The following is a 24763-nucleotide window of genomic DNA, read 5'->3' as shown; positions in this document are numbered from 1 at the left end:
ACAGCGCTTGGGGGCAAATTGGTGATGCGCGAGGTGAACGCAGCCCTAGTTCAGTGTCAGCCACACCAGGTTGCAATCCTTCTGGCAGGTGTTGCAGCGCGCCGGCTGGTTGAAGGTGTTGGCGAGCTGCCATTCCTGCGCCTCGTTGCTCCACTGCGCCGTGGCGTGGCAGATGATGTCGTCGGAACCGCAGGCGTCGCAGACCGGTGTGGAGCGGGCGGCACGATTGGTCACCTTCCGCTCGACCGGCTGCGGCCGGTCCTGACTGATCCGGTCCTGACTGATCCGGTCCTGGACGATTTCGAACGGGTTCATCAGCTTGACGCGTCGCAACATCGGGCCTGCATCCATCCGCGAGTTCTGGGAATCGCTGCTTTCAAACTAGCGAATCGGCTTGGCAGTTCCATCGCAAAATTGAGGAATACCCACGTTTTAAATGTGATCGTCACCAGCGGGACACAGAAGCGGCTTTCCGGCGAGAGAAAGCGGTCGATTGATGCATCGCACTGCGCCGATGCCAGAGACCTGTAGAAGATCGAACCTGCGGACACGCGCACGCAAAACGGCCCGGCATTGCTCCCGGGCCGCGCTGTTGGAGAACTAGTACGTCTTCTTCGCAGCCGATCCGGTTGTCGTCTGATGACCCGGCGCGCTTTTCGAATGGCCCTTCGCCGTTTTCTTCTGATGTCCCGGCGCGTATTCCGACGCACCCGGCGCGGTCGAAGTCGTGCTCTTCTGCATCTTCTGTCCCGGGGCGTACCCGGAGGAACCCGGAGACTTCGTGGTGCCCTGTGCAAACGCCGCCGTCGTCAGCAGCACGGTCGCCACGGTAATCAACGTTTTCAGCATTGGTCTCTCCTGTTGTAGGAAACCAAGCAAACGTCTCGTTCGCGCTGATGTTCCATTTTTTCCCGATTGCGTCCGCGGTCCGATGTAATGATGTAATGCTGATGAACAAGCCTTCATCTTCGCGCCGAAATCTCGTGTTCAGGTGGCGCAACTCGCGAGGCGCGGATCAGCAACAGCGCAATCCGCCGCGTGCTCAACTCCGGCCATCCCGGCCCGCAAGAGGGGCGTATCGCGATCGTCACGAACGTTGGGCCGGGCTGCGGTGGACGCGAAAGCGCCGGGCGCGTGTTGCGGTTCGCAGGGACGACGTGGTGAGAGAGACGGTGCCCTCACAACTCCCGTGCATTCGAGAACGCAAACGAGCTCACCCGCCGCGTGTTCTCGTCCAAAATCAGCGTCCGCGTGATCGGCGGCTCGGCGCGCTGCGCGCAGTTCTCGCGCTCGCAGAGCCGGCAGTTGACGCCGATCGGGGTGCCCTCGGCCTTCTCCAGGTCCATCCCCGCGGCATAGACGAGTTTTGCCGCATGGCGGATTTCGCAGCCCAGGCCGATCGCAAAGCGCGGCTGCGGCTGCGGGTGCGGCGCCACGGGGCGGCGCACCATCTGCGCGATCGAGAAATAGCGCGTGCCGTCGGGCAGTTCGATCACCTGCTTGAGCAGGCGGTCCGGCGTGTCGAAGGTCGAATGCACGTTCCACAGCGGGCAGGTGCCGCCGAACTTCGAGAACGGAAACGTGCCGGAGGAAAACCGTTTCGAGACGTTGCCGGCATTGTCGACGCGCAGCAGGAAGAACGGCACGCCGCGCGCGTTCGGCCGCTGCAGCGTGGTCAGGCGATGGCACACCTGCTCGAAGCCGGCGTTGAAACGCTGCGCCAGCACGTGGACGTCGTAGTTCAGCGTCTCGGCCGCGCTGTGGAACGGCTGATAGGGCATCATCACCGCGGCGGCGAAGTAATTCGCCAGCGTAATTCGATAGAGCCGCCGCGGCGTGTCGTCGAGCGGGCCGGCGCGATTGACGATGGAATCGATACTGGCGCCGCATTCGGCGAGGCCAATCTGCAGCGCGAGCTGGAACGCGCGGCCCGAGCCGTCGACCAGTTCGGAGATCAGCAATTGCCGGCGATGCCGGTCGAACCGCCGCAACGTCTCGCGCATCACGTCAACCGGCATGATGCGGGTCACGATCGAATGCTTTTCGCGCAGCCGCGCCGAAAGCGCCGCGAACAGTTCTTCCGCAGAGACGTTCAGCTCGTCGCGCAGGTTTTCCGCGGCCTGTTCGAGTTCCGGAAAATAGTTGCGGTTGGCCTCGATCAGGTCGCGCACGCGCTCGATCGGGTTAGCCTCGAAGCGGGAGCCCTCGTCGCGGTCGGCCATCTGCGCCGCCACCAGCGTCTCGCCGCGGCGGGCCTCGGTATAGGCGGCATACAGCCGTTGCAGGGAATGCGTCACGCCGGGGCACAGTTCGGCGAGGTCGCGCAGTTCCTGCTTCGGCAGGTCGATCTGGCGGAACAGCGGATCGGAGAAGATCTCGTTCAGCTCGGCAAAAAAACGGTCCTCGTCGGCGGTGGCGAGATCGCGCAAATCGAGGTCATAGGTCTCGGCCAGCCGCAGCAGGATCTGCGCCGTCACCGGGCGCTGGTTCCGCTCGATCAGGTTGACGTAGCTCGGCGAAATCCCGAGCCCCTCGGCGATCTGGGTCTGCGACAGCCCGAGTTGCTGCCGGATTCGCCGGAAGCGGGGGCCGACGAAAAGCTTTTTTCCGGAGTCGGTGGCCATGGCAGGGTTCCTAGCTCTTTCAACGGGTTCCGCCTCTCCCCGTTCTTTACGGGGAGAGGTCGGCGCGCAGCGCCGGGTGAGAGGCTCTCTCCGCGAGTCGAATGCGTGGAGAGAGTCCCTCACCCCGACCCTCTCCCCCGCGAAGAGGAGCGGGGAGAGGGAGAAATGGGCAGTTCCGCTGCCCTTTTGTGACAAGATTTACAAAATAACATATATGACAAGTTCATATGTTACATGACATCACCATTCGAAATCAAGGTATCTATACGAATTGGGAAGTTTGGCGTTTAGCTCTCAGCACGTTTCGCAACGCACTGTCACGAATGTCGATTAAAGGATCAAGCACATGAACTATCAGCCACGTGGCATCAGCGACCCGGCTATCCAGGGACCGGCTTCCTATCTGAGCGAGGTCGGAGCTGCCGAGGCGCTCCTCAAGACCAAGCCGACCTGGAACGGCGTTACCGCCGAGGCCGTGGCGCGCATGCGCCTGCAGAACCGCTTCAAGACCGGCCTCGACATCGCCCGGTACACCGCGGCGCTGATGCGCAGCGATATGGCTGCCTATGACGCCGATCCCACCAAGTACACCCAGTCGCTGGGTTGCTGGCATGGCTTCATCGCGCAGCAGAAGCTGATTTCGGTCAAGAAGCATTTCGGCAAGACCGATCGCCGCTATCTGTATCTCTCCGGCTGGATGATCGCAGCACTTCGCTCCGAGTTCGGACCGCTTCCTGATCAATCGATGCACGAGAAGACCTCGGTGCCGGCGCTGATCGAAGAGCTCTACACCTTCCTCCGTCAGGCGGACTCCCGCGAGTTCAACGATACCTTCCGCGCCCTCGACGCCGCTCGCAAGGCGGGTGACCAGGCCAAGGAAAAGGCGTTGATCGAAAAGATCGACAACTTCCAGACCCATGTCGTGCCCGTCATCGCCGACATCGACGCTGGTTTCGGCAATGCGGAGGCGACCTATCTGCTCGCAAAGAAGATGATTGAAGCAGGTGCGTGCGCGCTGCAGATCGAAAATCAGGTCTCCGACGAAAAGCAGTGCGGCCACCAGGACGGCAAGGTGACTGTGCCGCACGAGGTGTTCCTGGCGAAGATCCGGGCCTGTCGCCACGCCTTCCTCGAACTGGGCGTCGAAGACGGCATCATCGTGACCCGCACCGACTCGCTCGGTGCCGGCCTTACGCAGCAGATCGCTGTGAGCCACCAGCCCGGCGACCTCGGCGATCAGTACAACAGCTTCCTGGATTGCGAGGAAGTGACGGCCGCCAACGCCAGGAACGGCGATGTCATCATCAACCGCAACGGCAAGATGATGCGTCCGAAGCGGCTTGCCAGCAACCTCTACCAGTTCCGTGCCGGCACGGGCGAAGATCGCTGCGTGCTCGACAGCATCACCTCGCTGCAGAACGGCGCCGACCTGCTGTGGATCGAGACCGAGAAGCCGCATATCGAGCAGATCGCCAAGATGGTCGACCGCATTCGCGAGGTGGTTCCGAACGCGAAGCTGGCCTACAACAATTCGCCCTCGTTCAACTGGACGCTCAACTTCCGTTGGCAGGTCTACGACGCGATGAAGGAAGCCGGCAAGGATGTCAGCAAGTACAATCGGGCCGAGCTGATGAAGCCGGAATACGACGATACGCCACTGGCCATTGAAGCCGACGAGCGCATCCGCACCTTCCAGGCCGATTCATCAAAGCGTGCCGGCATCTTCCACCATCTGATCACGTTGCCGACCTATCACACGGCAGCTCTGTCGACTGACAATCTCGCGAAGGAGTATTTCGGCGAGCAGGGCATGCTGGGCTATGTGAAGAATGTTCAGCGTCAGGAGATCCGTCAGGGCATCGCCTGCGCCAAGCATCAGAACATGGCCGGCTCCGATATCGGCGACGATCACAAGGAATATTTCGCCGGCGAAGCCGCCTTGAAGGCGGGCGGCGCCCACAACACGATGAACCAGTTCGGCTAACGCTGGAAGGAGACTGACAATGACCAAAGGCAGCAATTTCTGGGTGATTGGCGGCGAGTTCGGATCGATGAACTTCCACAAGCTCGTGGAAGGCTCGGCCCAGGTACAGGGACCCTTCAAGACCCGCAAAGAGGCCGAGGATGCCTGGCGCGCGGTCTCGGAAGAGAACCGCCACAAGGCCGGGGTACGCTTTTCGATCGTCGAAGAGCCCTCCCGCGTCTCGGCCTGATAAACCTTAAGGAAACGGCCCAAGGACAGGCGGCCCCATCCGGAAAACCGGGTGGGGCCGTTTGCGTTGACGCTTCCCCCTCTCCCCGTCCTTTACGGGGTCGAGACGAGCGAAGCTCGCTCTTAGAGGGCAGGGGTGAGGGGTCGCCGCCGCAGACCCGAAACCCAGTGGACCGCTAAGCTATTGCAAACAAACAGCCATTGCGCGCAACATAGTTACTGCTAGGTTAACCGGGCCCACCCTCCCAGGATAAAGGCGGCTTACGATGTCAAACGCGCAAAACACCGGCAACGAGGCCCGCGACATGCGACCGACGCGGCTGCGCGACGCGCTCCGCCAGGCCCGCATCGAGGCGGCCGACCGCACCGGCGTCGTGGTCGAACTGCGCGATGCCGAGGTCGCCCGGCTCGAGATCCTCAACGAGGCGCTCGATCCGCTGTTTGCCGAGGTGCCGGAGCAGGTCGACCTGTTCGATCGCGGCGTCAGCCAGGGCGAGACGCCGCGGCTGTGGATCGACGTGGTGGCGCATATCGTGATGGGGCGCGACAAGCGCATCTACCGCTTCGTGCAGGATACGCGCTTCGGCCGCATCGTGATCGCCGAGTCGCATGACGTGCCCGTCATCGTCGATGCCGTCACCGGCTATGTCGCGCGCCGCATGATCGAGCGCGAACACGCGATGGTGGCAACGCCGGTGGCCGCCGAGCCGGCCGTGGAGAAAAAGCCGCGCCGCCGCGGCTTCGGCATGTTCGTGCTCGGCTTCCTGCTGGGCGCGGTGGCGCTGTTCGGATTGGCGCTGTATGCCGCGTTGCGTGGCCTGTAATTAGTCTGGACCGGGGCAGTCCTGATGTCTCCGGTTGTCGCGTTCGCGCTGATGGGTCTCGGGGCGGCTCTGTTGGTCGCGATCGTCCCGCGGTGGCTTCAGCTGCGCCGCGCCGAATTCATCCGCACCTTTCGCTGGCCGCGCGGCCTGCTCGAGCGGCTGCAGAAGCATCACCCCGGCTTTGAGCGCAAGGACAGCGCGCTGGTCTCGCGGGGCTTGCGGCAATTTTTCCTCGCCTACCTGATGAGCGGCAAGCGCCACGTCTCGATGCCCTCGCAGGTCGCCGACGACCTCTGGCACGAATTCATCCTGTACACGCGCGACTACGACGCGTTTTGCCGGCGCGCGTTCGGCGGCTTCCTCCACCACACGCCCGCCGTCGTCCTCAGCGAGCATCGCAAGAGCAACGAGGGCCTGCGCCGCGTCTGGTGGTATTGCTGCAAATACGAAAACATCGATCCGGTCCGTCCGACGCGCTTGCCGCTGTTGTTTGCGCTCGACAGCAAGCTCAATATCGCAAACGGGTTCGTCTATCAGCCCGACTGCGAAGAGCTGCGCAAGAACGGCAGCGGCGCTGCGTATTGCGGCGGCGATTTCGCAGATACGTCGTTCGATGGCAGTTCGAACGGATTTGGCGATACCGGAAGCGACGTAAGCGGTGACAGCGGCGGCGGCGACGGCGGTGGTGGTGGCGACGGGGGCGGCGGTTGCGGCGGCGGGGATTGAGGACGTCGCCGTATTGCGAGCGCGGACTGTCGCTAGAGCAGCGTCGCCTGCTTGATCTGCTTGACGCGGAAGTCGGCGTCGATGGCGCGCACGGTCTGCACGCAGCGCCATCGGTTGCCTTCGCGCGCGATCGAGAACAGGTTGTACGCCGCGGCCGGATAGTGCCGGTGCGCCAGCGCCGAGGCCGACGGCACGCCGACCGCGGGGATCTGGCCGTCGGCGCCTTCGAGCCACATCGTCGAATGGATGTGGTCGTGGCCGTGCAGCACCAGTTCCGCACCGCGCCGCTTCAGCACGGCACGGAGTGCCTTCGAATCGGTAAGCCGCTTCATCCGCGAACTCGATTGCAAGGGATGATGCACCAGCAGCACCCGGAAGACCTCATCGGCGGACATCTGCGCCAGATGGCGGTCGAGCGCATCGAGCTGCGCGCGGCCAAGCCGGCCGGTGGCCATCAGCGGCAGCGTCGGCACCGCCGAGGACACCCCGATCAGCGCCAGCGGGCCGCGCCGGCGTACGAACGGAAACCGCGTTCCGTCCGCCTCGGCATCGCCGCGCAGATACTTCTCGAATGTGCCGATGAAATGGTGCCGCGTCGCCCACACATAGGCGTCGTGATTGCCGGGAACGACCGTGACTTGTTGCGGCGTGCCGACGCTTTCGAGCCAGGCCTGGGCCGGCGTAAACTCCGCCTCCAGCGCCAGGTTGACGAGATCGCCGGTCACCGCGATGTGGTCCGGCCGCTGCGCGTGCATGTCGGCGACCAGCGCGTCCAGCACCTCGCGGTGGTGATATTTGTGGCGGTTGCGGGTCCAGTTGAGGTAGCCGAGCGCGCGCTTGCCCGCGAGATCGCGAAGCCGCGCCGCGGGCAGCGGCGGCAGATGCGGATCGGACAGATGCGCCAGCGTGAAGGTATCGGTCATTCGCGCTCCGCCGCACTTGCTGTGATATAGAGCCGTCGCACGATCATGTCGGGGATATAAGGATCAAACGTGATAGCTGTCCATCCGAGGTTTGCGTGACGGCGCTGCAGCACTGGCGAAAACGTTTCGAACCGCAATTGCGGCGGGCCTTCCACCTCTATTGGCGGATGGCCCGTGGCATGACGCTCGGGGTCCGCGGCGTCGTGCTCGATGGCGACGACAAGGTGTTCCTGGTCAGGCACAGCTATGTCGCCGGCTGGCACCTGCCGGGCGGCGGGGTCGAGGTCGGCGAAACCCTTCTCGAAGCCTTGCGGCGGGAGCTCGTGGAAGAGGGGCGGATCGAACTGACCGGGGAGCCGGTCCTGCACGGCCTGTTCTTCAATGGCCACGTCTCCCGCCGCGACCACGTCGCGGTCTATGTCGTCAGGCAGTTCCGGCAGGACCGCCTGCCGAAACCCAACCACGAGATCGTGGAGTGCGGGTTTTATGCGGCAGGTGCACTGCCGGCGGAGACAACCAGGGGTACACGGCTCCGGATAGCGGAAGTTCTCGACGGTGTGGCGCCGATTGCGACCTGGCGCTGACGGGTGGCGCGGTTGCTTCGCGCCCTTGCAGCGCCTAGAAGCGGGCAAACAGGATTCGACATGGGCAGGATGAAAATTTTCAAGCTCCTCTGCGGCTTCGGCCTGCTCGCGGTGCTGGCGAGCAATATCTGGACGATGTCGCGCTGGAGCGAAAGCCGCGGCGTCTATGACGACGTCTGCTATCTGCGGCAGGCACACCTGTTCGAGAGGTTCGGCCTCCGCGGCATTGATACCAACGTCACTTTCGACGACGATCACTATCTCAAAAACAAGTTGAAGGAGATCGGCTACGCGGAATGGAACGACGTGAAGCGCGCTCCCTGTCATCCCTTCATTCCGGCTTCCGACAAACATGTCATGCAATACCCGCCCGGCACCGGGTTTGCGCTGGCGATGTTTCCCAGCGGATTTCAGGTAATCCCGCTCTACGCGCTGGCCAATGTCACGATCTTCGTATTTGCGCTGCTTGCGATGTTCCGCGCACGCGAGCCGGTATCGCTCACGCTGGCCGCGGTGTTCGGCTTCGCGGCGCTCTACCTGATGATCAACCCGAGCAAGGCGAGTTACTCGGTGCCGCCAACCATGATGGTCTGCGCGGCTGCGGGGTTGTTGACGGCGACGTTTTTCGTGGCTCGGCCGCGGCATCGGCGCTTTCTGATAGCCCTGATTGGGCTGCTGATCGGCCTCTCCGTCAATTTCCGTTTGCCCAACCTGTTTCTGGCGGCGGGTTATTGCCTCTACCTTGCCGGCGCCTTCTTGCGCGCAAGAAGCAGGGTAACGTTCCTGCATGGTCTCTCGTTCGGTGTGGCGTTCGTGATCGGAATAGCGCCGACGCTGATCGCGAATGCGATCAATGCGGGGAGCCCGTTCGCAACGACCTATGGCAGCGTCGACGTCGTGCCGCCCGAACTGAATGCAAGCGTCCTGTTAAGCTATTTCGTAGATGTGCAGTTTACCTTGCTGGCGATATCGGCCGCCTGGACCGCCTGGCTGTGGCGCTTCGATCAAGGCCGCGCCAGACAGGTCGCCCTCCTGGTGGCCCTAAACCTCGCGGTAAACCTGATTTTCTTCATGACCCATCCGATATTTACGCCATATTATATCGTTCCGATCGACATGCTCTCGCTCTGGACCTTGCTGTTCGCAACGCTCGATCTGCGCGGCGAACGGGCCGCGGACAGTGCGGCCTTCCCTCAACCGGCCAAAGCCTGACTGCGGTATAAATGCTCCATGGACAGACTTGATTCGGTGAACCGGCAATGACGACACCTGCGCTGCGGGTAGCGGTTCTGGTTCCGTGCTTCAATGAGGAAGCCGCGGTCGCCACCGTGGTCTCCGATTTCCGCAAGGCGCTGCCGACGGCTGAGATTTTCGTCTACGACAATAATTCCAGGGACCGCACCGTCGAGGTGGCGCGCGCGGCCGGCGCCATCGTGCGCAGCGAGCGCCGCCAGGGCAAGGGACATGTGGTGCGGCGCATGTTCGCCGATGTCGATGCCGACATCTATGTGCTGGTCGACGGCGACGCGACCTATGACGCGCCGAGCGCCCCGCGCATGATCGATGCGCTGGTCAACGACCACCTCGATATGGTGGTAGGCTTTCGCGTCGACCAGTCGGTCGCGGCCTACCGGCCCGGCCACCGCGCCGGCAACTGGATGCTGACGAGTTTCCTCTCCGCGGTATTCGGCCAGGCGTTCAAGGATATCCTTTCCGGCTACCGCGTGTTCTCGCGCCGCTTCGTCAAATCCTTTCCGGTGCTGTCCGACGGTTTCGAGATCGAAACCGAGCTCAGCGTCCACGCGCTTGAACTGGCGCTGCCGGTGATGGAAATCGAGACACCTTATTTTGCCCGCCCCGAGGGATCGTTCAGCAAGCTCAACACCTGGCGCGACGGTTTCCGGATCCTTGGCACCATCCTGAAGCTGTACCGGTCGGAAAAGCCGCTGCGGTTCTTCACGGCCATCGGCGCCTTCCTGATGCTGGTCTCGATTGGCCTCGCGATCCCCGTGATCATCACCTTTCTCGAGGAAGGCGTCGTTCCACGGCTGCCGACCGCGGTGCTGTCGATGGGCCTGATGATCGTGGCAGTGCTATCGGTAAGCTCGGGGCTGGTGCTGGATACGGTGACGCGCGGCCGGCGCGAAATGAAGCTTTTGGCTTACTTGTCCCAGCCGGCCATCAAAATGGATTAAGGCAATACGGGGATTGCCGCCTCCGGCAATGGACCGCGCCGCCGCCAGATGCTATCCCGCGCCCCATCATGAGCGAACTCGACGTCACCATTCTGGCCGAAACACCAAAGGACGCGCAGGCGATCGAACGCCTGCACGAGCGCACATTCGGTCCCGGCCGTTTCGTGCTGAGCGCGTACCGCCTGCGCGAGCATGTCGATCACCTGCTCGACCTCTCGTTCACGGCGAGGATCGGCACATTGCTGGTCGGCTCGGTGCGGCAATTGCCGATCTGCATCGGCGACACGCCGGCCCTGATGCTCGGGCCGTTGACGGTCGAGCCGCCGTTTCGAAAGCGCGGCGTCGGGCGCATGCTGCTCGATCGCTCGCTGCAGGACGCCAAGGCCAAGGGCCATCGGCTCGTCATTCTGGTCGGCGACGAACCCTATTACAGCCGCGTCGGCTTCAAGGTCATCCCGAAGGGGCAGGTGATCATGCCGGGCCCGGTCGACTACAGCCGCCTTTTGGTGGCGGAACTGGTCGAGGGCGCGTTCGAGGGCGTCTCCGGCGAGATCCGGCCGGACTGGAGCAAGGCGCGGTAGAGCAGCAATATCGGCCGGGACGGTGGACACGGCCCGGCGTCGGTCTCAGGTCAGCGAGACGGTTTCCGGACGCCGGTCGTCTCTGCGGCAGGCCGGGTCCCTCTCGCGGCCTGCTGCAATTCGTGCCGGAATTCCTCGCGCTTTTCGTGGATGGACGCGACGACCAGTCCCATGGCCACGCCGAGGCCGATCAGGGCCGCTTCCGATAACAACAAGCTTGCCTCGATGGTCTCGGGCACCGCGTCGGTGACACCGATCTGATAAAGATGCCGCGCATGCTCGGCGTCGCGGGCGCGCGACACCACCAGCATGTCTTCTCTGAGTGCACGGACCTGGGCGACGATTTCGTCGATGCCTTTGGCTTCGCCGATGGTGACGATGACCGCCGCTGCGTCCATGAGGCCGCAACTCTTCAAAAACTCCGGATTGGTCGCATCGCCGTAATAGACGGTGCGTCCCTGTCTGCGCTGCTCCGGCACGGCCGCAGCGTCATTGTCGACGGCAATGTACTGGAATTTGTGCCGATCGAGCATGGTGCAGACGACTTGTCCGACCCGGCCATGTCCGATGACAATGGCATGGTTGGTCCCGCCGCTCGGCGCAACGGCAAGTTCGGGATCGAATGGTTTGTCTTCGCGCACCATCGGCGCGAGCCGCCGCGCGACATGGGAAAGCGCGGGAATGAGCACCATGGTCAGCGACGTCAGCGCGACCGTGAAACTCGACACCTTGGCATCGATCAGACCGAGCGTTGTCGCCATGCCGATCGCGACGAAGGCGAACTCGCCGCCCGGGCCGAGCAGGAGGCCCGTTTCGATGGCCGCGCGCCAGGAAAGACGAAACAGCCGGGCGAGGCCGATCAGGATGACCGATTTCACCGCAATGAGCCCAACGGCGCCGGCAATCAGCCAGACCGGATCGCGGGCAAGCTCGCGGAAATCGATGTTCATGCCGACCGTGAAAAAGAACAGGCCGAGCAAAAGGCCCTTGAAGGGATCGATGGCGGTCTCGATCGCCTTGCGAAATTCAGTCTCGGCAAGCAGCAGGCCGGCGACAAAGGCGCCAAGCGCCATTGAAAACCCGGCCACGGCTGCGGCGACCCCGGTTGCGACGATCACGAACAGCGTCGTCGCCACGAACAAATCGCTCATGCCGGCTGATGCGACCAGACGGAAAAGGGGACGCATCACGACGCGACCCACAATGACGATCACTCCGAGTGCAAGCGCGGCGTTCGTCAGCGCCAGGATCAGTGTAGCGACGACCGAACCGGCCTCGCCAGTGCCGAAGATCGAAATGAAAAGCAGGAGCGGAGCCACTGCCAGATCCTGCGCCAGCAAGGTTGCGAAGCTGGCCCGGCCCGCAGTGGTGTTCAGTCGCCCCTGTCTGGAAAGCACCTCGACGACGATGGCGGTTGAGGACAGCGCGAGGCATGCACCGAGGATGAGCGCGACCGGAGGCTTGTTGCCCACAAGGGCGGCGATACCGCCGATCACCGCAGTCGAAAGCACGATCTGCGAGCCGCCGAGCCCAAAGACCAGGCGGCGCATCGACTTCAGGCGCTCGTACGACAGTTCCATGCCGATCAGGAACAGCAGGAACACGATACCGAGGTCGGCAATGCCGGAGACGTTCTTGGCGTCGACGACGGTCAACCAATAGAGAAACGGAAAGCTTCCGATGAACGATCCCAACCCGAGGGGACCGAGGATCGCACCGGCGCCGAGATAGCCCAGGACGGGATTGAGGCCGAACCGCCGCACCAAGGGAATGACCACGCCGGCGGTGCCGAGCAAGACGAGAGCGTCGCTATAGACGTGAACATTGATCGGCGCAGGCATCTATCCCTGTTCGTCCGGCGGGTGCGATACATGTAACGGAGGATCGATCCCGATAGCCACCGTCATGCAGACGTTAGCCGGTACGACCGGCTAACGCCACCCATGAGCGCGCATCCTAGAATTTCAGGTTGGCGAACGCGCGCACGCCAAGGCCCGGCATCAGCACCTGGTCCTTGGTGTAGGACACCGAATTGCGGATGTTCTCGTTCAACAGGTTGTTGCCGACGAGTCCGACCGTCATTTCCCGCGCGCCGAACCAGGTCGGATCGAGTTTCGTGCGGTAACTGACCTCCGCCTTCAGCAGATTATAGCCCGCGGTCGGCGTCTCGCCGATCGGAGCGATATCGTTCTGCGCAAAGGCGTGCAGCAGGTTGATCCGTGTCAGCCAGTTGGCGTCACGCCAGAAGAGCCCGCCGCCGACGCGCACCGGCGGGATGCGCGGGACATTAGTGCCGTCGCTGAAGGTCGCGCGCACGACGTCGAACTGGTTCTCGATGCCCCAGATGCCGCCGTTGAGCGGTCCGACGTCCAACTGGCTCTGGAACTCGCCGCCGCGGAAGGTGGCGTCGCGTTGCGAATAGATCGCCTGGTTCAATTCGAGCGGAGCAGCCGGATCGGCGGGGCCGACACAGGCGACATCCTCGCAGGTGTTGCCGGTGAGACGGCGATAAATGAAGCCATTGAATTTGGTGTAGTAGGCGGTTGCCTCGAACCTGAAAGGCCCTGTCGCCTTCCGCAATCCGATCTCGATCGTCTTGGCGGTTTCGATGCCGAGATTGGGATTGCCGATGTCGAACGTGCCGGTCGCGTCATGTCCGCCGCGCGAAAACAATTCCGCGGGCTTCGGCGCGCGCTCGACATATTGAGCGGTGACGCTGGCAACCAGTTGACCCGGTAAATCTTGGATCAGGCCGATGCTGGCGCTCTTCGGCGTGAAATTCAGGTTGCGGGCGACCGGTGGCCCGATATCGCCGGGATTGGCGTTGAGGTCGAACAGCTCGGGAATGAACGAAGGCGTTGTCCCGCTGAGGCTGACATGCTCGATGCGGCCGGCGATCTGCGCCTTGGTGGTCTCGCTGAACTTGAACTCGTTGAACACGTAGCCCGCGACCTTGGTGTTCCTGTTGGGATCCCACAATCCGTTGAGCGGGCTGCCCGGATCGTCCGGGCTTGGCGCGGTCAGTTGCTGGTGGCTTGCCTGCAGGCCGAACGCGGTGGTGACGGCGGCAAAGCGCGCATTGAACGGCGCCATCTGCACCTCGACGCGGCCTTCCTGCTCCTTGTTGGTGAAGGTCTGGCGCACGCCCAATGACGAGAGGTCGGCGGGATCGGCGAGGCCGATCTCGTTGTGCTTGTAGTCCGTCGCAGCCGCCCAGAACCTGACGGCATCGATCGCCGCTGCGTCCGGCCGGTATTCGCCCTTGGCCGAGAACTTGGTCTGGTGCGCATCGATCCGGGTCTGGTGATCGGCGCCGTCGATGCCGGGGATGCGGTACAGCGAATCGTTTTGCGTGATCGCGGCGCCGATGAAGCCGCCATGGAAGATGTAGGAGCCGCCGACCGAAGCGCCGTCGGCTTGCGCGGCAGAGTTCGGTTGCCTTCCGTTGACGGGCCGCGTCTGGTCGAACAGGTAGGGATAGCCCGGTATGTTGTAATCGCCGGCCTTGCGGCCATAGGCGTCGGCATGAACCGCGAAATTGCCGCCGCCGGCATCGAGCAGGATGCCGCCTTCGACACCGCGATCGACCGAACTGACGGCGGTGCGGGTCTCGACGGTGACGCAGCCCGAGGATTGCACCTCCGCCAGCGGCGCTTTTACTGGCAGCCCGTAGCTCTGGAACGGCGCCGCCGGGCAGGAGGGCAGGGCCTCCGGAATGCGGTTGTTGGTCGCGCTGACGACGCCGCCGATCGAGGTCGAGCCGTAGCGCAAGGCTGCCGGCCCGCGCACGACTTCGACCTGATTGGTGGCGAGGGGATCGATGGGGACGAAATGATCCTCGCCGAGGTCGGAGACGCCGCCGCCGCCGGTGCCGTTTTCCACGATGCCGACGCGGTTGACGTCGAGTCCCCGGATGATCGGCCGGCTAGAGGCGCCCGGCGCGAAGCTGGAGCCGGTGATGCCGGGTTTGGAGAACAGGAGATCGCCGAGCGTCGCGCCGCCGGAACGGCGGATTTCCTCGTTTGGCACGACCGTGACGGTCGCGAACTGATCGGTCACGACAGGCAGCACGCCCTGTTGGGGCGCGGCGGCGACCGGCGTGGCCTGGGGCTCCGGCGCACGTTCGCGATTTTGGCCGGGCGCTGCGCGGGCAACGCGCGCCGGCGCTCTCGATGGTGCAGGCTTACGCCGCACGATCGGGCTTGGCGCCGTCACCGTGATCTCAGGCAGTTGCGTTGATGCCGGTGGCGTGGCCTGTGCCATCGCGCCGTCGGCCATCGCGCATAGCAATAGCCAGCTTGCTCCACCGTAATGGAACGCTCGTTTCTTCTTGAATGTCATTTTCCCATCCTGATTCCGTCGATGTGCGACGGATCGATTTCGATTTTTCCCTGGGAAACCGCGAGTGGCGCGGCTCTCCCTCAGGGGCGCATCAATCAATCGATGTCAGGAGACGGGAGGCGCGCGGGACTGGAACGCGCGATGAAACGAGCCGAGGTGCGCGAACTCGGCGCCGGTCGTCAGGTGCAAAAGCTCGGCCGCCTGCGGCAGTTCCAGCAACGGAGGCGTGGCGAGCAGGAAATTGTTGGCCAGCGAGAGAACGGCGCAGATCGCGCAGTCGGAAGTTGGCTGGTCGGTATCGTGGTTGGAAGGCTGCTGTGCAGCTTCGGACCGCGCCGCTTGCTCGGCCAGCGTAGCGGCAATGGCGAGATCCGCATCGGCCAACCCGGCCTGAGCAGCGCGAGCGACTTGCCCGTGGAAATGTCCGAACGACAGCGCAAACTGGATCGCAAGCGCAAACAGCGCCAGCCGCGAGCCGGTTTTCACGTGTTTTCGGAACCAGTTCACGATGCTTTACGCCTTGTCCCCGGGGCAGCAGTCCAAAGCATCTTTGGCCAGCCGATGTTACATTGTAACAATCGAGAAAGACGGCGGAGTGTCAATCGCGATCCTTGCTGTCGTCCAACAAATGGCGCGATGGTGTGGGATTTGCGCAACACCGGAGCCCGAGCCGCCATGGAGCATATGGCGAGCGATTGACAGAGCTTTCGATGTTGATGTTATGTTATAACATAACAATGGCTGATGGAACCTATGCGCCGTCTTTCCCGGTTAGGGCCCCGCAAACTGAAGAGGCTTTTTGATCTCCATGCGAAAACTCCCCGTCACCGTCTTGTCCGGCTTCCTCGGGGCTGGAAAGACAACTTTGCTGAACCACGTGCTCAACAATCGCCAGGGCCTGAAGGTGGCGGTGATTGTGAACGACATGAGCGAGGTGAACATCGATGCCGACCTGGTGCGAGATGGCGGTGCGAACCTCTCACGGACTGACGAAAAGCTGGTGGAGATGACCAACGGCTGCATCTGCTGCACGCTGCGCGATGATCTGCTCAAGGAAGTGCGCGCGTTGGCCGAGAGTGAGCGGTTCGATTACCTGCTGATCGAGTCGACCGGGATTTCCGAGCCACTTCCGGTAGCTGCGACCTTCGACTTCCGCTCGGAAGAAGGAGAAAGCCTGTCCGACGTGTCCATGCTCGACACGATGGTCACCGTCGTCGACGCCGTCAACCTGCTGCAAAACTATTCTTCCACCGTTTTCCTGAAGGATCGCGGCGAGTGGCTCGAAGGCGACAGGCGCACACTGGTGGATCTGCTGGTCGAGCAGATCGAATTTGCCGACGTGATCGTGCTCAACAAGATCGATGCGGCGTCGCCGGGACAACGCGACTCCGCCCGGATGATCATCCGCTCTCTGAATCCCGAGGCCGATATCATCGAGACCAATTTCTCCAATGTGCCGCTGGAGCGCATACTCAATACCTGTCGCTTCGACTTCGAACGCGCGCAGCAACACCCCCTGTGGTTCAAGGAGCTTTATGGTTTTGCAGACCATACGCCTGAGACCGAAGAATATGGCGTCGAGAATTTCGTCTATCGCGCGCGTCGGCCGTTTAACCCTGCGAAATTTCATCAATTCCTGCAGGAAAGCTGGCCAGGCGTCATCCGCGCCAAGGGACATTTCTGGATCGCAACTCGCCCGCAATGGCTTGGTGAGCTGAGCCAAGCCGGCGCGATCGTCAGAACCGAGGGGCTGGGATTTTGGTGGGCGAACGTGCCGGCCGATCGCTGGCCAGACGATCCGTTCTGGCGGCAATCGCTCAAGAAGAACTGGAGCGAGGTGTATGGCGACCGCCGGCAGGAGATCGTCTTCATCGGCACGAGTATGGATCAGGCGGCGATATCGGCACGGCTTGACGCGTGCCTTGTACCGGGAAAACCGGGAATGCGAATCGCGGAATGGTCCGGCCTCGTCGATCCATTCCCGAAATGGCGGCGCGCGGACGAGGCTGCGTAGAGCGATCTGCGGGCTCAGTGCCGCGCCTACCGCCCCTCGCGCACCCACGTCGCCGCGAATGCGCCGAGCAGCAGCAACAGCCCGATCAGGCCAGCGAACATCGGCAGTACGCCGACGCCCTTGACGACGCTGGCGTCGCGCATTTTCACGCCCATCCAGCCGTCGCCGTGGAAGATGCCGGAGGCGCGGACCGGAACCACGCGGGGCAGGTCGACGCTTCCGCCATCAACCACGCGGCGGGCGTCGCCGCCGGTGGCCTGCGCCAGCGGCTTCAGCATCCCGGTGGTCGACGTGACTTCCGAAAATTCCTTCGGGTTGGTCGGCCCGACATTGATCAGGGCCTTCAGCGCACCATCGGTTGCCTGCCACAGCCCGAGTTCGTTGGCGGGAAGGGTGGAGCGCCAGGTGCCGGGCTCGCTTGCCGTCAGTTCAAGCTCCTTGGTGGCGCCGCTTGGCGACGTCACCGTCACCGGCGGCACGTTGTCGGCCATGGTCTGGCGCAGCACGACGAGGTCCTTGCCCTGGATCTGCAGGCGCAGTGCTTCTTCGTCCAGATCAGGCTGCTTCATCAGCCAGTGCGACGTCCGCCGCAGCAGATCCAGATGCGGCCCGCCGCCTTCGTAGCCGCGCGCCCACAGCCAGATGTGGTCCGACAGCAGCAGCGCGACGCGACCTTCGCCGAAGCGCGACAGCAGCAGCAACGGCTTGCCGTCGGCGCCGGTCATCACGGGCGAGCCGATCGCATTACGCGTATCCACGGTGCGGAAGAAGCGGCTCCAGCGCGGCGGCTCGCTGGCGGAGCCTTCGAGGCCGCGCGTCACCGGATGGCGTTTGCCGGCATCGCTGAGATGCGCATAGAACGGTTTTTCAGTGACGCCGACCGGCTCTGCCGGCAACACCGTATCCAGCGGCGTGCGCCAGATGCTGGTCGTGGAGGCGTAGTCGGGCCCGGCCGACACCAGCACCGCGCCGCCGGCACGGACATAGCGCGCGATATTGTCGAAATAGGCGATTGGCAGCACGCCCTGGCGGGCGTAACGGTCGAAGATGATCAACTGGAATTCGTTGATCCTCTGCTGGAACAATTCGCGCGTCGGAAACGCGATCAGCGACAATTCGTTGATCGGCGTGCCGTCCTGTTTCTCCGGCGGGCGCAGAATCGTGAAATGCACGAGGTCGATGCTCGCGTCGGACTTCAGCAGATTGCGCCAGGTGCGTTCGCCGGAATGCGGTTCACCTGACACCAGCAGCACGCGGAGCTTGTCGCGCACGCCTTCGATCGCGACCACGGCGCGATTGTTCACCAGCGTCAGCTCGTTCTCGAGCGGCGAGGCCTCGATCTCGACGATGTTCGGCCCGGCATGCTTGATGTCGACCTCGACATTGGAGGTCTGGCCGCTTACGAGCGTGCGCTCGCTGATCACCTCGCCGTCGCGGCGAACCACGATCTTGGCGCGCTCGCCGGTGACGCCCTGGTCGTCGAGCCGGTAGGTAATAGTCTGGGGCTGTCCGACGATGCCGAAGCGCGGCGCGGCCGATACGGCGATACGGCGGTCGCGCTCGTCCTTACGTCCGGTGACAAGCGCGTGCACGGGCGCCTGGAAGCCGACGGCGGCGGCATTGGCGGGGATGTCATGCACCCGGCCATCGGTGATCAGGAACGCGCCGGCGACGCGGTCGACGGGAACGTCCGACAACGTCGAGGACAGCGCGCCGAACAGTTTGGTGCCGTCGGTTTCACCGTCGGCCTGTCCGGCCTCGACGACGCGGACTTCCAATCCCTTGATCTTCTTCAGCGTATCGACCAGCGCCTCCTGCGCCTTGGCCGTCTCCTGGTTACGGGTGCCGAAGTTCTGGCTCGGGCTCTTGTCGATCACGACGGCGGCGACCGAGGACAACGGCTCGCGGTCCTCGCGGGTGAAGGAGGGGTTGGCGAGTGCCAGCAGGATCAGCGCCAGCGCCGCGACGCGCACGGCAGCACCGCGCGACCGCCCGAGCAGCAGCAGCGCCGCGATCGCGACAATCGCGGCCAGCGCGATCCACAGCACGAGCGTCGGAACAAGGGGGGTGAACGCGATGCCGTAACTCATGGCCTATTGCCCCAACCGTTCGAGCAGGGCCGGCACGTGGACCTGGTCGGCCTTGTAGTTGCCGGTCAGGGTGTACATCACGATGTTGACGCCGGAGCGGAAGGCGAATTCGCGCTGGCGCGGCTCGCCCGGGGTCAGCGGCAGCATCGGCTGCCCGTCCGGGCGGTGCGCCCAGGCGCCGGCGAGATCGTTCGAGGTGATGATGATGGGCGAGACGCCGTCGCCGCCGCGCGCAGGCCGCTGGGCTGCATCGTCCTCATCCTCGCGCGGCAGCGTCTCGACCCAGGTCTGGCCCGAGTTGAAGCGGCCGGGGAAGTCGCGCAGCAGGTAAAACGTCTTGGTCAATACATGCTCGCGCGGCACCGGCTCGAGTTCAGGCACGTCGAGGGAGGACAGAATTTCACGCAAGGTGCGCATGCCCGGCGTCTGCGCCGCGCCGTTCTCGCCGGGCGGCGCCTCGATGGCGTCGCGGGTATCGAACAGCACCGTGCCGCCCTGTTTCATGTAGGCGTCGATACGGTTGATGGCATCCTGCGGCGGCTTTTGCGCACCCGGCACGATCGGCCAGTAGATCAGCGGAAAGAACGCCAGTTCGTCGCGCGCGGGATCGACGCCGACGGGATCGCCGGCTTCCAGCGCCGTGCGCTGCGCCAGGAACAGCGTCAGTCCGGCCATGCCGGCCTTGACGATGGAATCGACGTCGGCATTTCCCGTGACGACATAGGCAAGGCGCGTCTGCGATACCGACTTGATGGCGAATTCGTCGTTGCCCTGGGCACGCGCCGGCGAAGGCGCGATCGGGGCCGCGGACAGGATCAGGGCCAGCACAATGCTGGCCGCTGCCGTGCGCCGCCGCCACAAGGCGGCAAGGCCCGCACCCAGCATCGCGACCACGATCGCGTCGATCAGGAACAGCGCCAGCGACGACGACAGCAGGATGCCGCGCAGATCGCGCGGTTCGGCGTTGGTGTAGCTGGCGCGCTGCGCACGCAGGGAGGATGTATCGAGCGGCGCGATGCGGTCGGCCGAAGCCAGTGTGTTGACCGCGATCGGGCCATCGGCCGGGCCGTAGAAGCCTGGCGGATGATCTGGCGTGGCGCGGTCGCGATAATCCGCCGGCATCGGCTTGGCGGTCGAGGGCGGCGGACCGAATGCGCCAAAGCCGTCGAGGGTGCGCAGCGGCGCCACGGTCTCGACATTGGTCGCCTCGCTTGCAACGCCCGCGCCGGGCTTTGCGGTGTAGCCGGACATGTCGACCATCCGCCGCAGCATCTCGACGAAGCTGCCGGACATCGGCAGGTCCGACCAGCGCGAGTCGGCGCCGACATGGAACAGGCTGACAATGCCCTTGCCGCGATGCTCGCCGGTCACCAGCGGCGTGCCGTCTTCCAGCGACGCCCAGGTCTTGGTGGCGAGCACGGCGTCCGGCTCGGCCAGCACCTGCCGGTTCACGGTGATATCCTTGGGTACCGCGAGGCCCGCGAACGGTCCGTCGGCGGCAAAGGAAGCCAGATGCTGCGGCTTTTCCCAGGTCAGGCTGCCGCCAAGGATGCGGCCGCCGCGACGCAGTTTCACCGGCACCAGATCGTCATCGGCCTGCGCCAGACGGGGGCCTGCGAAACGCACCAGCACGCCGCCCTGATCGATCCATGCGTTCAGCCGCTCGCGGATTTCCGGCGAGAGCGTGCCGACATCGGCGAGCACGATCATCGGCAGCCGCTGATCGAGGAATTGCGCGATCACCTGTTGCGCCGCGCCGCGATCGCCGAGCCGCACGTCGGCGAATGGCGACAGCGCGCGGGTGAGATAGAAGGTCGATGCCAATAGCGGCTGGGCGGTATCGCTGGTCGCGCCGGTGACGACGCCGACGGCGCGCCGCCGCCATCGCTTGTCGAGCAGTTGCACCGCGCCCGCCGATCGTTCGCCCGATATTTCCAGCCGCGAAATGTCGTTGCGCAGTTCGACCGGCAGATCGAACGCCGCTTCGCTCTCGCGATCCTGCATGCCGAATGCGTAGCGCGCCTCGCCGATCGGCGAGCCCTTGGCGTCGATCGCGCGCACCACGCCGGCTGCGACGCCGCTGGTGGTGCGCAACACCTTGACCGTCATCTTCGCCGCGGCGTTCTCAGCGGCGACCAATGCCTGCGCCGGGGCCGCGCCACCCTCGAACACCGTCAGCTTGCGCTCGCCGATGGTCTTGCCGAGGTTTTCGACGAATTCGATGCCGCGCCCGGTGTCGATACCGTCCGACAGCCACGCGATCTCGGCATCTCCGGTGGCTTTGAGGAAGCGGTCGAGCGAGCCAAGCGTGTCGACGCGGTCGATCGAATAGGGTTTTGGCGCAATCTGACGCAGCGCGACCCGCGCGGTGCCGGCCGGCATCAGCGTGATGTCGCGCGCAGGATCGGAGAGTGGAACCAGCGCAACGCCGCGGCGGTCATTGTCGGCATTGGCGATCAACTCATCGGCGGCCTTGACCCGGGTGTCCCAGCTTGCGGCCGCGCTCCAGCCGTCGTCGAGCAGGATCACCAATGGCGCGTTGCTGCCGCCGACCCCGGTTTGCGGATTCCAGATCGGGCCTGCGGCGGCGAGGATGACCAGTGCGGCGGCGGCGAGCCGCAGCAAGGTCAGCCACCACGGCGTTCGCGACGGGGTTTCTTCCCTCGGCCTGATGTCGAACAACAGCCGCGTCGGCGGAAACTCGATCCGCCTCGGCCGCGGCGGCATGACGCGCAGCAGCCACCACAGCACCGGCAGGCTCAACAGGCCCAGCAGAAGCAGCGGTTGCGCAAAGGTTAAGGGGAGGCCCGCGATCATGCGCTACGCCCCGCCTTGACCGTTGAGCTGTGCACGCTTCCCTTGGCTGCCATCATGCCCGCATGCAGGAACAGCAGCAGTTCGGCGGCGGAACGGCTGGTCGTGTGGGTCGAGAACAACCAGCTGAGCCTGTTGGTCTCGCTGCGGATCTCGTCGCGATGCAGTGCGACGCGCGCGACGTAGTCGCTGGCCCAGCTCTCGGCGCGGCCCGCGGTGATGACGCCGAACCCTTCCGGCTCGACGAATTCGATCCGGCCGGCATAGGGAAAGGTTTCTTCGGCGGGATCGACGACCTGGATCAGAGAACCATGGGCGCCGGAAGCCGAAAGCCCAGCGAGCATCGTCCTGATTTCGCTCATCGGCGACCAGAAGTCGGACAGTACGACAATTTCGGCCAGCGCCGCCGGCACAAAGGACGGCGGCAGGCTGGCGCGCACGGCATCGTCGTGCAGCATCGCCTGCGCCATCTTGTCGATCACGTTGCGGCTTGCGGTCGGATTCATCAGGCCGGGAATGCCAACGCGTTCGCCGCCCGCAACCAGCAGTTCGGCGAGTGCGAATGTAACGATCAGGGCGCGCTCCAGCTTGGAGTCGCGCGCCCCCTTGGAGGCAAAGGCCATCGAGGGCGAGCGGTCGGGCCACAGCCAGACGGTATGCGCGGCCTCCCATTCCTGCTCGCGGACATAAAGATGATCGTCGCGCGCCGAGCGGCGCCAGTCGACATTCTGCGACGGCTCGCCGGAGACAAAGCGGCGATACTGCCAGAAGCTCTCGCCGGCGCCGGCGCGGCGCCTGCCATGCAGGCCATGGATGACGTTGGCTGCGATACGGCGGGCTTCGAGCACGAGACGGGGGAGCGAAGCGGCGAGCGTTCGGCTTTCGCCATCGGCACGTCGGATTGCTAGAATCTCCCTGGTCTCGTGGCTGGTCTCTGCGGCCATCAACCGATCCGCGTCTTCAATTGTCTGATTACGTCGGGAATGGTGCGGCCTTCCGCGCGCGCCGAGAAGGTCAGTGCCATGCGGTGCTTGAGAATAGGCTCGGCGAGATCGAGCACGTCGTCGATCGAGGGCGCGAGGCGGCCGTCGAGCAGCGCACGGGCGCGAACCGCCAGCATCAGCGACTGGCTGGCGCGCGGGCCCGGACCCCAGGCGATCAGCTTGTCACCGCCGTCTTCGGAACTCGGGCGCGCCGCGCGCACCAGCGACAGGATCGCCTCGACAACGCTGTCGCCGACCGGCAGGCGCCGCACCAGCCGCTGCGCCGCGATCAGGATTTCCGCGTTCATCGAGGCCTTGGCGAGCGTCTCTTCCGCGCCGGTTGTTTCAAACAGGATGCGGCGTTCGGCGTCGCGATCGGGATAATCGACGTCGATCTCCATCAGGAAGCGGTCGAGCTGCGCTTCGGGCAGCGGGTAGGTGCCTTCCTGCTCCAGCGGGTTTTGCGTGGCGAGCACATGGAAGGGCTTCGGCAGATCATGCCGCGCGCCTGCAACGGTGATGTGCTGTTCCTGCATGGCTTGCAGCAGCGCTGATTGCGTGCGCGGGCTGGCGCGGTTGATCTCGTCGGCCATCAGAAGCTGCGCGAACACAGGCCCCGCGATGAAGCGAAATGACCGCTTGCCGGTATTGCTCTCGTCCAGCACCTCGGCGCCCAGAATATCCGACGGCATCAGGTCCGGCGTGAATTGGATGCGCTTGGCGTCAAGCCCGAGCGTGATGCCGAGCGTTTCCACCAGCTTGGTCTTGGCGAGGCCGGGAACGCCGATCAGCAGGGCGTGGCCGCCGGACAGGATCGTCACCAGGGTGTTTTCGATCACCCGGTCCTGGCCGAAGATGACGGTGGAGATCGCCTCCTTTGCGGCGCGGATCTGGCCGGCGACTTGCTCAGCCGACCGGACGATCGCGTCCTCGAGTTTCTCGACACCGTCTGCACTCGCCATGTCTCTCTCCTTCAACCGTCTAACCGCTTCATGACACCGCTGGTTGCGTCGTCATGCCACGAACGTCATGCTAAACCTGTGCAAAGGCCATGTATTCGTTGAATTAAAGTATCCCCACATTATCGGTATTTCGGGGTATGAACGGCATCACGATATGGCGACCCATCCGCAATAGTACGGACACACATCGTCGGGAACACATATCTCGGTATACGTGTGCACCAATCGTGCCAGATGAGGCGCCGAGACTCAGGGCAAACAATGGCAAAGCAAGGGCAAACCGGCACTCAGGGCCTCGAAGGACTAACTGTCGCTGCGCGGGAAGCCGCCAACGCCACTCCGGCCGGCAAGGGGCTGCCTCCGGTGCATCTGTGGAATCCGCCGTTCTGCGGCGATCTCGACATGCGAATCGCCGGTGACGGTACGTGGTTCTACATGGGGACGCCGATCGGGCGGCCGGCGTTGGTGCGGCTGTTCTCGACCATCCTGAAGCGCGAGGACGGCAAGCACTTTCTCGTGACCCCGGTCGAAAAGGTCGGCATTCGAGTCGACGACGCACCTTTCCTGGCTGTGGAGATGCACATCGAGGCCGGCGATCGCGGCCGGCTATTGCGCTTTCGCACCAACGTTGACGACTGGGTGACATGCGATTCCACACACCGCCTGCGATTCGAGATGGCCGCCGACGGCGGGCTGACGCCCTATCTGCACGTCCGCGCCGACCTGTGGGCGAAGGTGACCCGCGCGCTCTATTACGATCTGGTTGACATGGGGGAAGAGCGGGTGGTCGATGGTCAGCCGATGTTCGGCATCGAGTCCGGCGGCGAGTTCTTTGCGATGGCGGATGCGAAGCAGGTGAGGGACGCGGTTTGAACGAGCCGGTACTGAAA

At 64.1% G+C, this 24763-nt stretch carries 21 protein-coding genes; 10 read left to right on the top strand and 11 right to left on the bottom strand.

What is annotated here, in order from left to right; translation table 11 throughout:
* Positions 1 to 45 precede the first annotated feature (45 nt).
* The 3 genes from V1293_RS15435 to V1293_RS15425 all read right to left on the bottom strand — a co-directional run bounded on the left by V1293_RS15435 (position 46) and on the right by V1293_RS15425 (position 2624).
* On the bottom strand, positions 46 to 336 hold the full coding sequence (locus V1293_RS15435) for a hypothetical protein (protein ID WP_334510756.1): 291 nt from the start codon (positions 334 to 336) through the stop codon (positions 46 to 48).
* 264 nt (positions 337 to 600) lie between these two features.
* The gene (locus V1293_RS15430) at positions 601 to 849 is read right to left on the bottom strand and encodes a hypothetical protein (protein ID WP_334510755.1); all 249 of its coding nucleotides are present in this window, start codon (positions 847 to 849) and stop codon (positions 601 to 603) included.
* Between the two features lie 329 nt (positions 850 to 1178).
* Positions 1179 to 2624 carry a helix-turn-helix domain-containing protein gene (locus V1293_RS15425; protein WP_334510754.1) on the bottom strand — a complete coding sequence of 482 codons (1446 nt, stop codon included), beginning with the start codon at positions 2622 to 2624 and terminating at the stop codon, positions 1179 to 1181.
* Between the two features lie 346 nt (positions 2625 to 2970).
* Here V1293_RS15425 and V1293_RS15420 point away from each other — a divergent pair, with 346 nt between their 5' ends.
* From V1293_RS15420 to V1293_RS15405, 4 genes are all read left to right on the top strand, one after another.
* On the top strand, positions 2971 to 4608 hold the full coding sequence (locus tag V1293_RS15420) for an isocitrate lyase (protein ID WP_334510753.1): 1638 nt from the start codon (positions 2971 to 2973) through the stop codon (positions 4606 to 4608).
* 19 nt (positions 4609 to 4627) lie between these two features.
* The gene (locus V1293_RS15415) at positions 4628 to 4837 is read left to right on the top strand and encodes a DUF4170 domain-containing protein (protein WP_057850593.1); all 210 of its coding nucleotides are present in this window, start codon (positions 4628 to 4630) and stop codon (positions 4835 to 4837) included.
* 265 nt (positions 4838 to 5102) lie between these two features.
* A complete protein-coding gene (locus tag V1293_RS15410; protein ID WP_334510751.1) occupies positions 5103 to 5660 on the top strand; it encodes a hypothetical protein in 558 nt (185 codons plus the stop codon).
* A gap of 24 nt (positions 5661 to 5684) precedes the next feature.
* Positions 5685 to 6386, top strand: a complete 702-nt coding sequence (locus V1293_RS15405; protein ID WP_334510750.1) for a glycine-rich domain-containing protein — start codon at positions 5685 to 5687, stop codon at positions 6384 to 6386.
* A 32-nt stretch (positions 6387 to 6418) separates the two neighbouring features.
* On the opposite strand, the gene V1293_RS15400 is transcribed toward V1293_RS15405, so the two are convergent.
* Positions 6419 to 7309 carry a metallophosphoesterase family protein gene (locus tag V1293_RS15400; protein WP_334510749.1) on the bottom strand — a complete coding sequence of 297 codons (891 nt, stop codon included), beginning with the start codon at positions 7307 to 7309 and terminating at the stop codon, positions 6419 to 6421.
* A 95-nt stretch (positions 7310 to 7404) separates the two neighbouring features.
* Here V1293_RS15400 and V1293_RS15395 point away from each other — a divergent pair, with 95 nt between their 5' ends.
* The 4 genes from V1293_RS15395 to V1293_RS15380 all read left to right on the top strand — a co-directional run bounded on the left by V1293_RS15395 (position 7405) and on the right by V1293_RS15380 (position 10669).
* Complete coding sequence (locus V1293_RS15395) at positions 7405 to 7893, top strand: NUDIX domain-containing protein (RefSeq protein WP_334510748.1); 489 nt, start codon at positions 7405 to 7407, stop codon at positions 7891 to 7893.
* Between the two features lie 60 nt (positions 7894 to 7953).
* Positions 7954 to 9105, top strand: coding sequence for a hypothetical protein (locus tag V1293_RS15390; protein WP_334510747.1), 1152 nt, complete (start codon positions 7954 to 7956; stop codon positions 9103 to 9105).
* Between the two features lie 47 nt (positions 9106 to 9152).
* Positions 9153 to 10088 (top strand): glycosyltransferase family 2 protein, encoded by a 936-nt coding sequence (locus V1293_RS15385; protein ID WP_334510746.1) that lies wholly within the window; start codon positions 9153 to 9155, stop codon positions 10086 to 10088.
* Positions 10089 to 10156: 68 nt separating this feature from the next.
* The gene (locus V1293_RS15380) at positions 10157 to 10669 is read left to right on the top strand and encodes a GNAT family N-acetyltransferase (RefSeq protein WP_334510745.1); all 513 of its coding nucleotides are present in this window, start codon (positions 10157 to 10159) and stop codon (positions 10667 to 10669) included.
* A 50-nt stretch (positions 10670 to 10719) separates the two neighbouring features.
* Here V1293_RS15380 and V1293_RS15375 read toward each other — a convergent pair whose 3' ends face one another.
* The 3 genes from V1293_RS15375 to V1293_RS15365 all read right to left on the bottom strand — a co-directional run bounded on the left by V1293_RS15375 (position 10720) and on the right by V1293_RS15365 (position 15517).
* A complete protein-coding gene (locus V1293_RS15375) occupies positions 10720 to 12510 on the bottom strand; it encodes a cation:proton antiporter domain-containing protein (protein WP_334510744.1) in 1791 nt (596 codons plus the stop codon).
* Positions 12511 to 12625: 115 nt separating this feature from the next.
* Positions 12626 to 15010 (bottom strand): TonB-dependent receptor, encoded by a 2385-nt coding sequence (locus tag V1293_RS15370; protein WP_334510743.1) that lies wholly within the window; start codon positions 15008 to 15010, stop codon positions 12626 to 12628.
* A gap of 105 nt (positions 15011 to 15115) precedes the next feature.
* On the bottom strand, positions 15116 to 15517 hold the full coding sequence (locus V1293_RS15365) for a DUF2946 family protein (protein ID WP_334510742.1): 402 nt from the start codon (positions 15515 to 15517) through the stop codon (positions 15116 to 15118).
* A gap of 301 nt (positions 15518 to 15818) precedes the next feature.
* Between V1293_RS15365 and zigA the strand changes: the two genes are divergently transcribed.
* Positions 15819 to 17024 (top strand): zinc metallochaperone GTPase ZigA, encoded by a 1206-nt coding sequence (zigA, locus tag V1293_RS15360; RefSeq protein WP_334510741.1) that lies wholly within the window; start codon positions 15819 to 15821, stop codon positions 17022 to 17024.
* A gap of 26 nt (positions 17025 to 17050) precedes the next feature.
* Here zigA and V1293_RS15355 read toward each other — a convergent pair whose 3' ends face one another.
* The 4 genes from V1293_RS15355 to V1293_RS15340 are packed head-to-tail and all read right to left on the bottom strand — an operon-like array spanning position 17051 to position 23873.
* Positions 17051 to 19114, bottom strand: a complete 2064-nt coding sequence (locus V1293_RS15355) for a hypothetical protein (RefSeq protein ID WP_334510739.1) — start codon at positions 19112 to 19114, stop codon at positions 17051 to 17053.
* Between the two features lie 3 nt (positions 19115 to 19117).
* The gene (locus V1293_RS15350; protein WP_334516727.1) at positions 19118 to 21928 is read right to left on the bottom strand and encodes a DUF4159 domain-containing protein; all 2811 of its coding nucleotides are present in this window, start codon (positions 21926 to 21928) and stop codon (positions 19118 to 19120) included.
* Positions 21928 to 22872, bottom strand: coding sequence for a DUF58 domain-containing protein (locus V1293_RS15345; RefSeq protein WP_334510737.1), 945 nt, complete (start codon positions 22870 to 22872; stop codon positions 21928 to 21930). The genes V1293_RS15350 and V1293_RS15345 overlap by 1 nt, the downstream gene beginning before the upstream one ends.
* Positions 22872 to 23873 carry an AAA family ATPase gene (locus V1293_RS15340; RefSeq protein ID WP_334510735.1) on the bottom strand — a complete coding sequence of 334 codons (1002 nt, stop codon included), beginning with the start codon at positions 23871 to 23873 and terminating at the stop codon, positions 22872 to 22874. Before V1293_RS15340 ends, V1293_RS15345 begins: the two co-directional genes overlap by 1 nt.
* A 261-nt stretch (positions 23874 to 24134) precedes the next feature.
* Here V1293_RS15340 and V1293_RS15335 point away from each other — a divergent pair, with 261 nt between their 5' ends.
* Entirely contained in the window at positions 24135 to 24746 is a 612-nt protein-coding gene (locus V1293_RS15335) for a DUF1285 domain-containing protein (RefSeq protein ID WP_334510733.1), read from the top strand.
* Positions 24747 to 24763 lie beyond the last annotated feature (17 nt).

The sequence above is a fragment of the Bradyrhizobium sp. AZCC 1693 genome (assembly GCF_036924745.1).
In the GTDB taxonomy this organism is placed as follows: domain Bacteria; phylum Pseudomonadota; class Alphaproteobacteria; order Rhizobiales; family Xanthobacteraceae; genus Bradyrhizobium.
The sequence above is the reverse complement of the archived record's forward strand: the minus strand, read 5'-3'. Positions and strand labels throughout refer to the sequence as shown.

Coding starts and splice junctions, on each gene's coding strand:
- V1293_RS15435 (WP_334510756.1), bottom strand. CDS start 336: ATGTTGCGACGCGTCAAGCTGATGAACCCGTTCGAAATCGTCCAGGAC.
- V1293_RS15430 (WP_334510755.1), bottom strand. CDS start 849: ATGCTGAAAACGTTGATTACCGTGGCGACCGTGCTGCTGACGACGGCG.
- V1293_RS15425 (WP_334510754.1), bottom strand. CDS start 2,624: ATGGCCACCGACTCCGGAAAAAAGCTTTTCGTCGGCCCCCGCTTCCGG.
- V1293_RS15420 (WP_334510753.1), top strand. CDS start 2,971: ATGAACTATCAGCCACGTGGCATCAGCGACCCGGCTATCCAGGGACCG.
- V1293_RS15415 (WP_057850593.1), top strand. CDS start 4,628: ATGACCAAAGGCAGCAATTTCTGGGTGATTGGCGGCGAGTTCGGATCG.
- V1293_RS15410 (WP_334510751.1), top strand. CDS start 5,103: ATGTCAAACGCGCAAAACACCGGCAACGAGGCCCGCGACATGCGACCG.
- V1293_RS15405 (WP_334510750.1), top strand. CDS start 5,685: ATGTCTCCGGTTGTCGCGTTCGCGCTGATGGGTCTCGGGGCGGCTCTG.
- V1293_RS15400 (WP_334510749.1), bottom strand. CDS start 7,309: ATGACCGATACCTTCACGCTGGCGCATCTGTCCGATCCGCATCTGCCG.
- V1293_RS15390 (WP_334510747.1), top strand. CDS start 7,954: ATGGGCAGGATGAAAATTTTCAAGCTCCTCTGCGGCTTCGGCCTGCTC.
- V1293_RS15385 (WP_334510746.1), top strand. CDS start 9,153: ATGACGACACCTGCGCTGCGGGTAGCGGTTCTGGTTCCGTGCTTCAAT.
- V1293_RS15380 (WP_334510745.1), top strand. CDS start 10,157: ATGAGCGAACTCGACGTCACCATTCTGGCCGAAACACCAAAGGACGCG.
- V1293_RS15375 (WP_334510744.1), bottom strand. CDS start 12,510: ATGCCTGCGCCGATCAATGTTCACGTCTATAGCGACGCTCTCGTCTTG.
- V1293_RS15370 (WP_334510743.1), bottom strand. CDS start 15,010: ATGACATTCAAGAAGAAACGAGCGTTCCATTACGGTGGAGCAAGCTGG.
- zigA (WP_334510741.1), top strand. CDS start 15,819: ATGCGAAAACTCCCCGTCACCGTCTTGTCCGGCTTCCTCGGGGCTGGA.
- V1293_RS15355 (WP_334510739.1), bottom strand. CDS start 19,114: ATGAGTTACGGCATCGCGTTCACCCCCCTTGTTCCGACGCTCGTGCTG.
- V1293_RS15345 (WP_334510737.1), bottom strand. CDS start 22,872: ATGGCCGCAGAGACCAGCCACGAGACCAGGGAGATTCTAGCAATCCGA.
- V1293_RS15340 (WP_334510735.1), bottom strand. CDS start 23,873: ATGGCGAGTGCAGACGGTGTCGAGAAACTCGAGGACGCGATCGTCCGG.
- V1293_RS15335 (WP_334510733.1), top strand. CDS start 24,135: ATGGCAAAGCAAGGGCAAACCGGCACTCAGGGCCTCGAAGGACTAACT.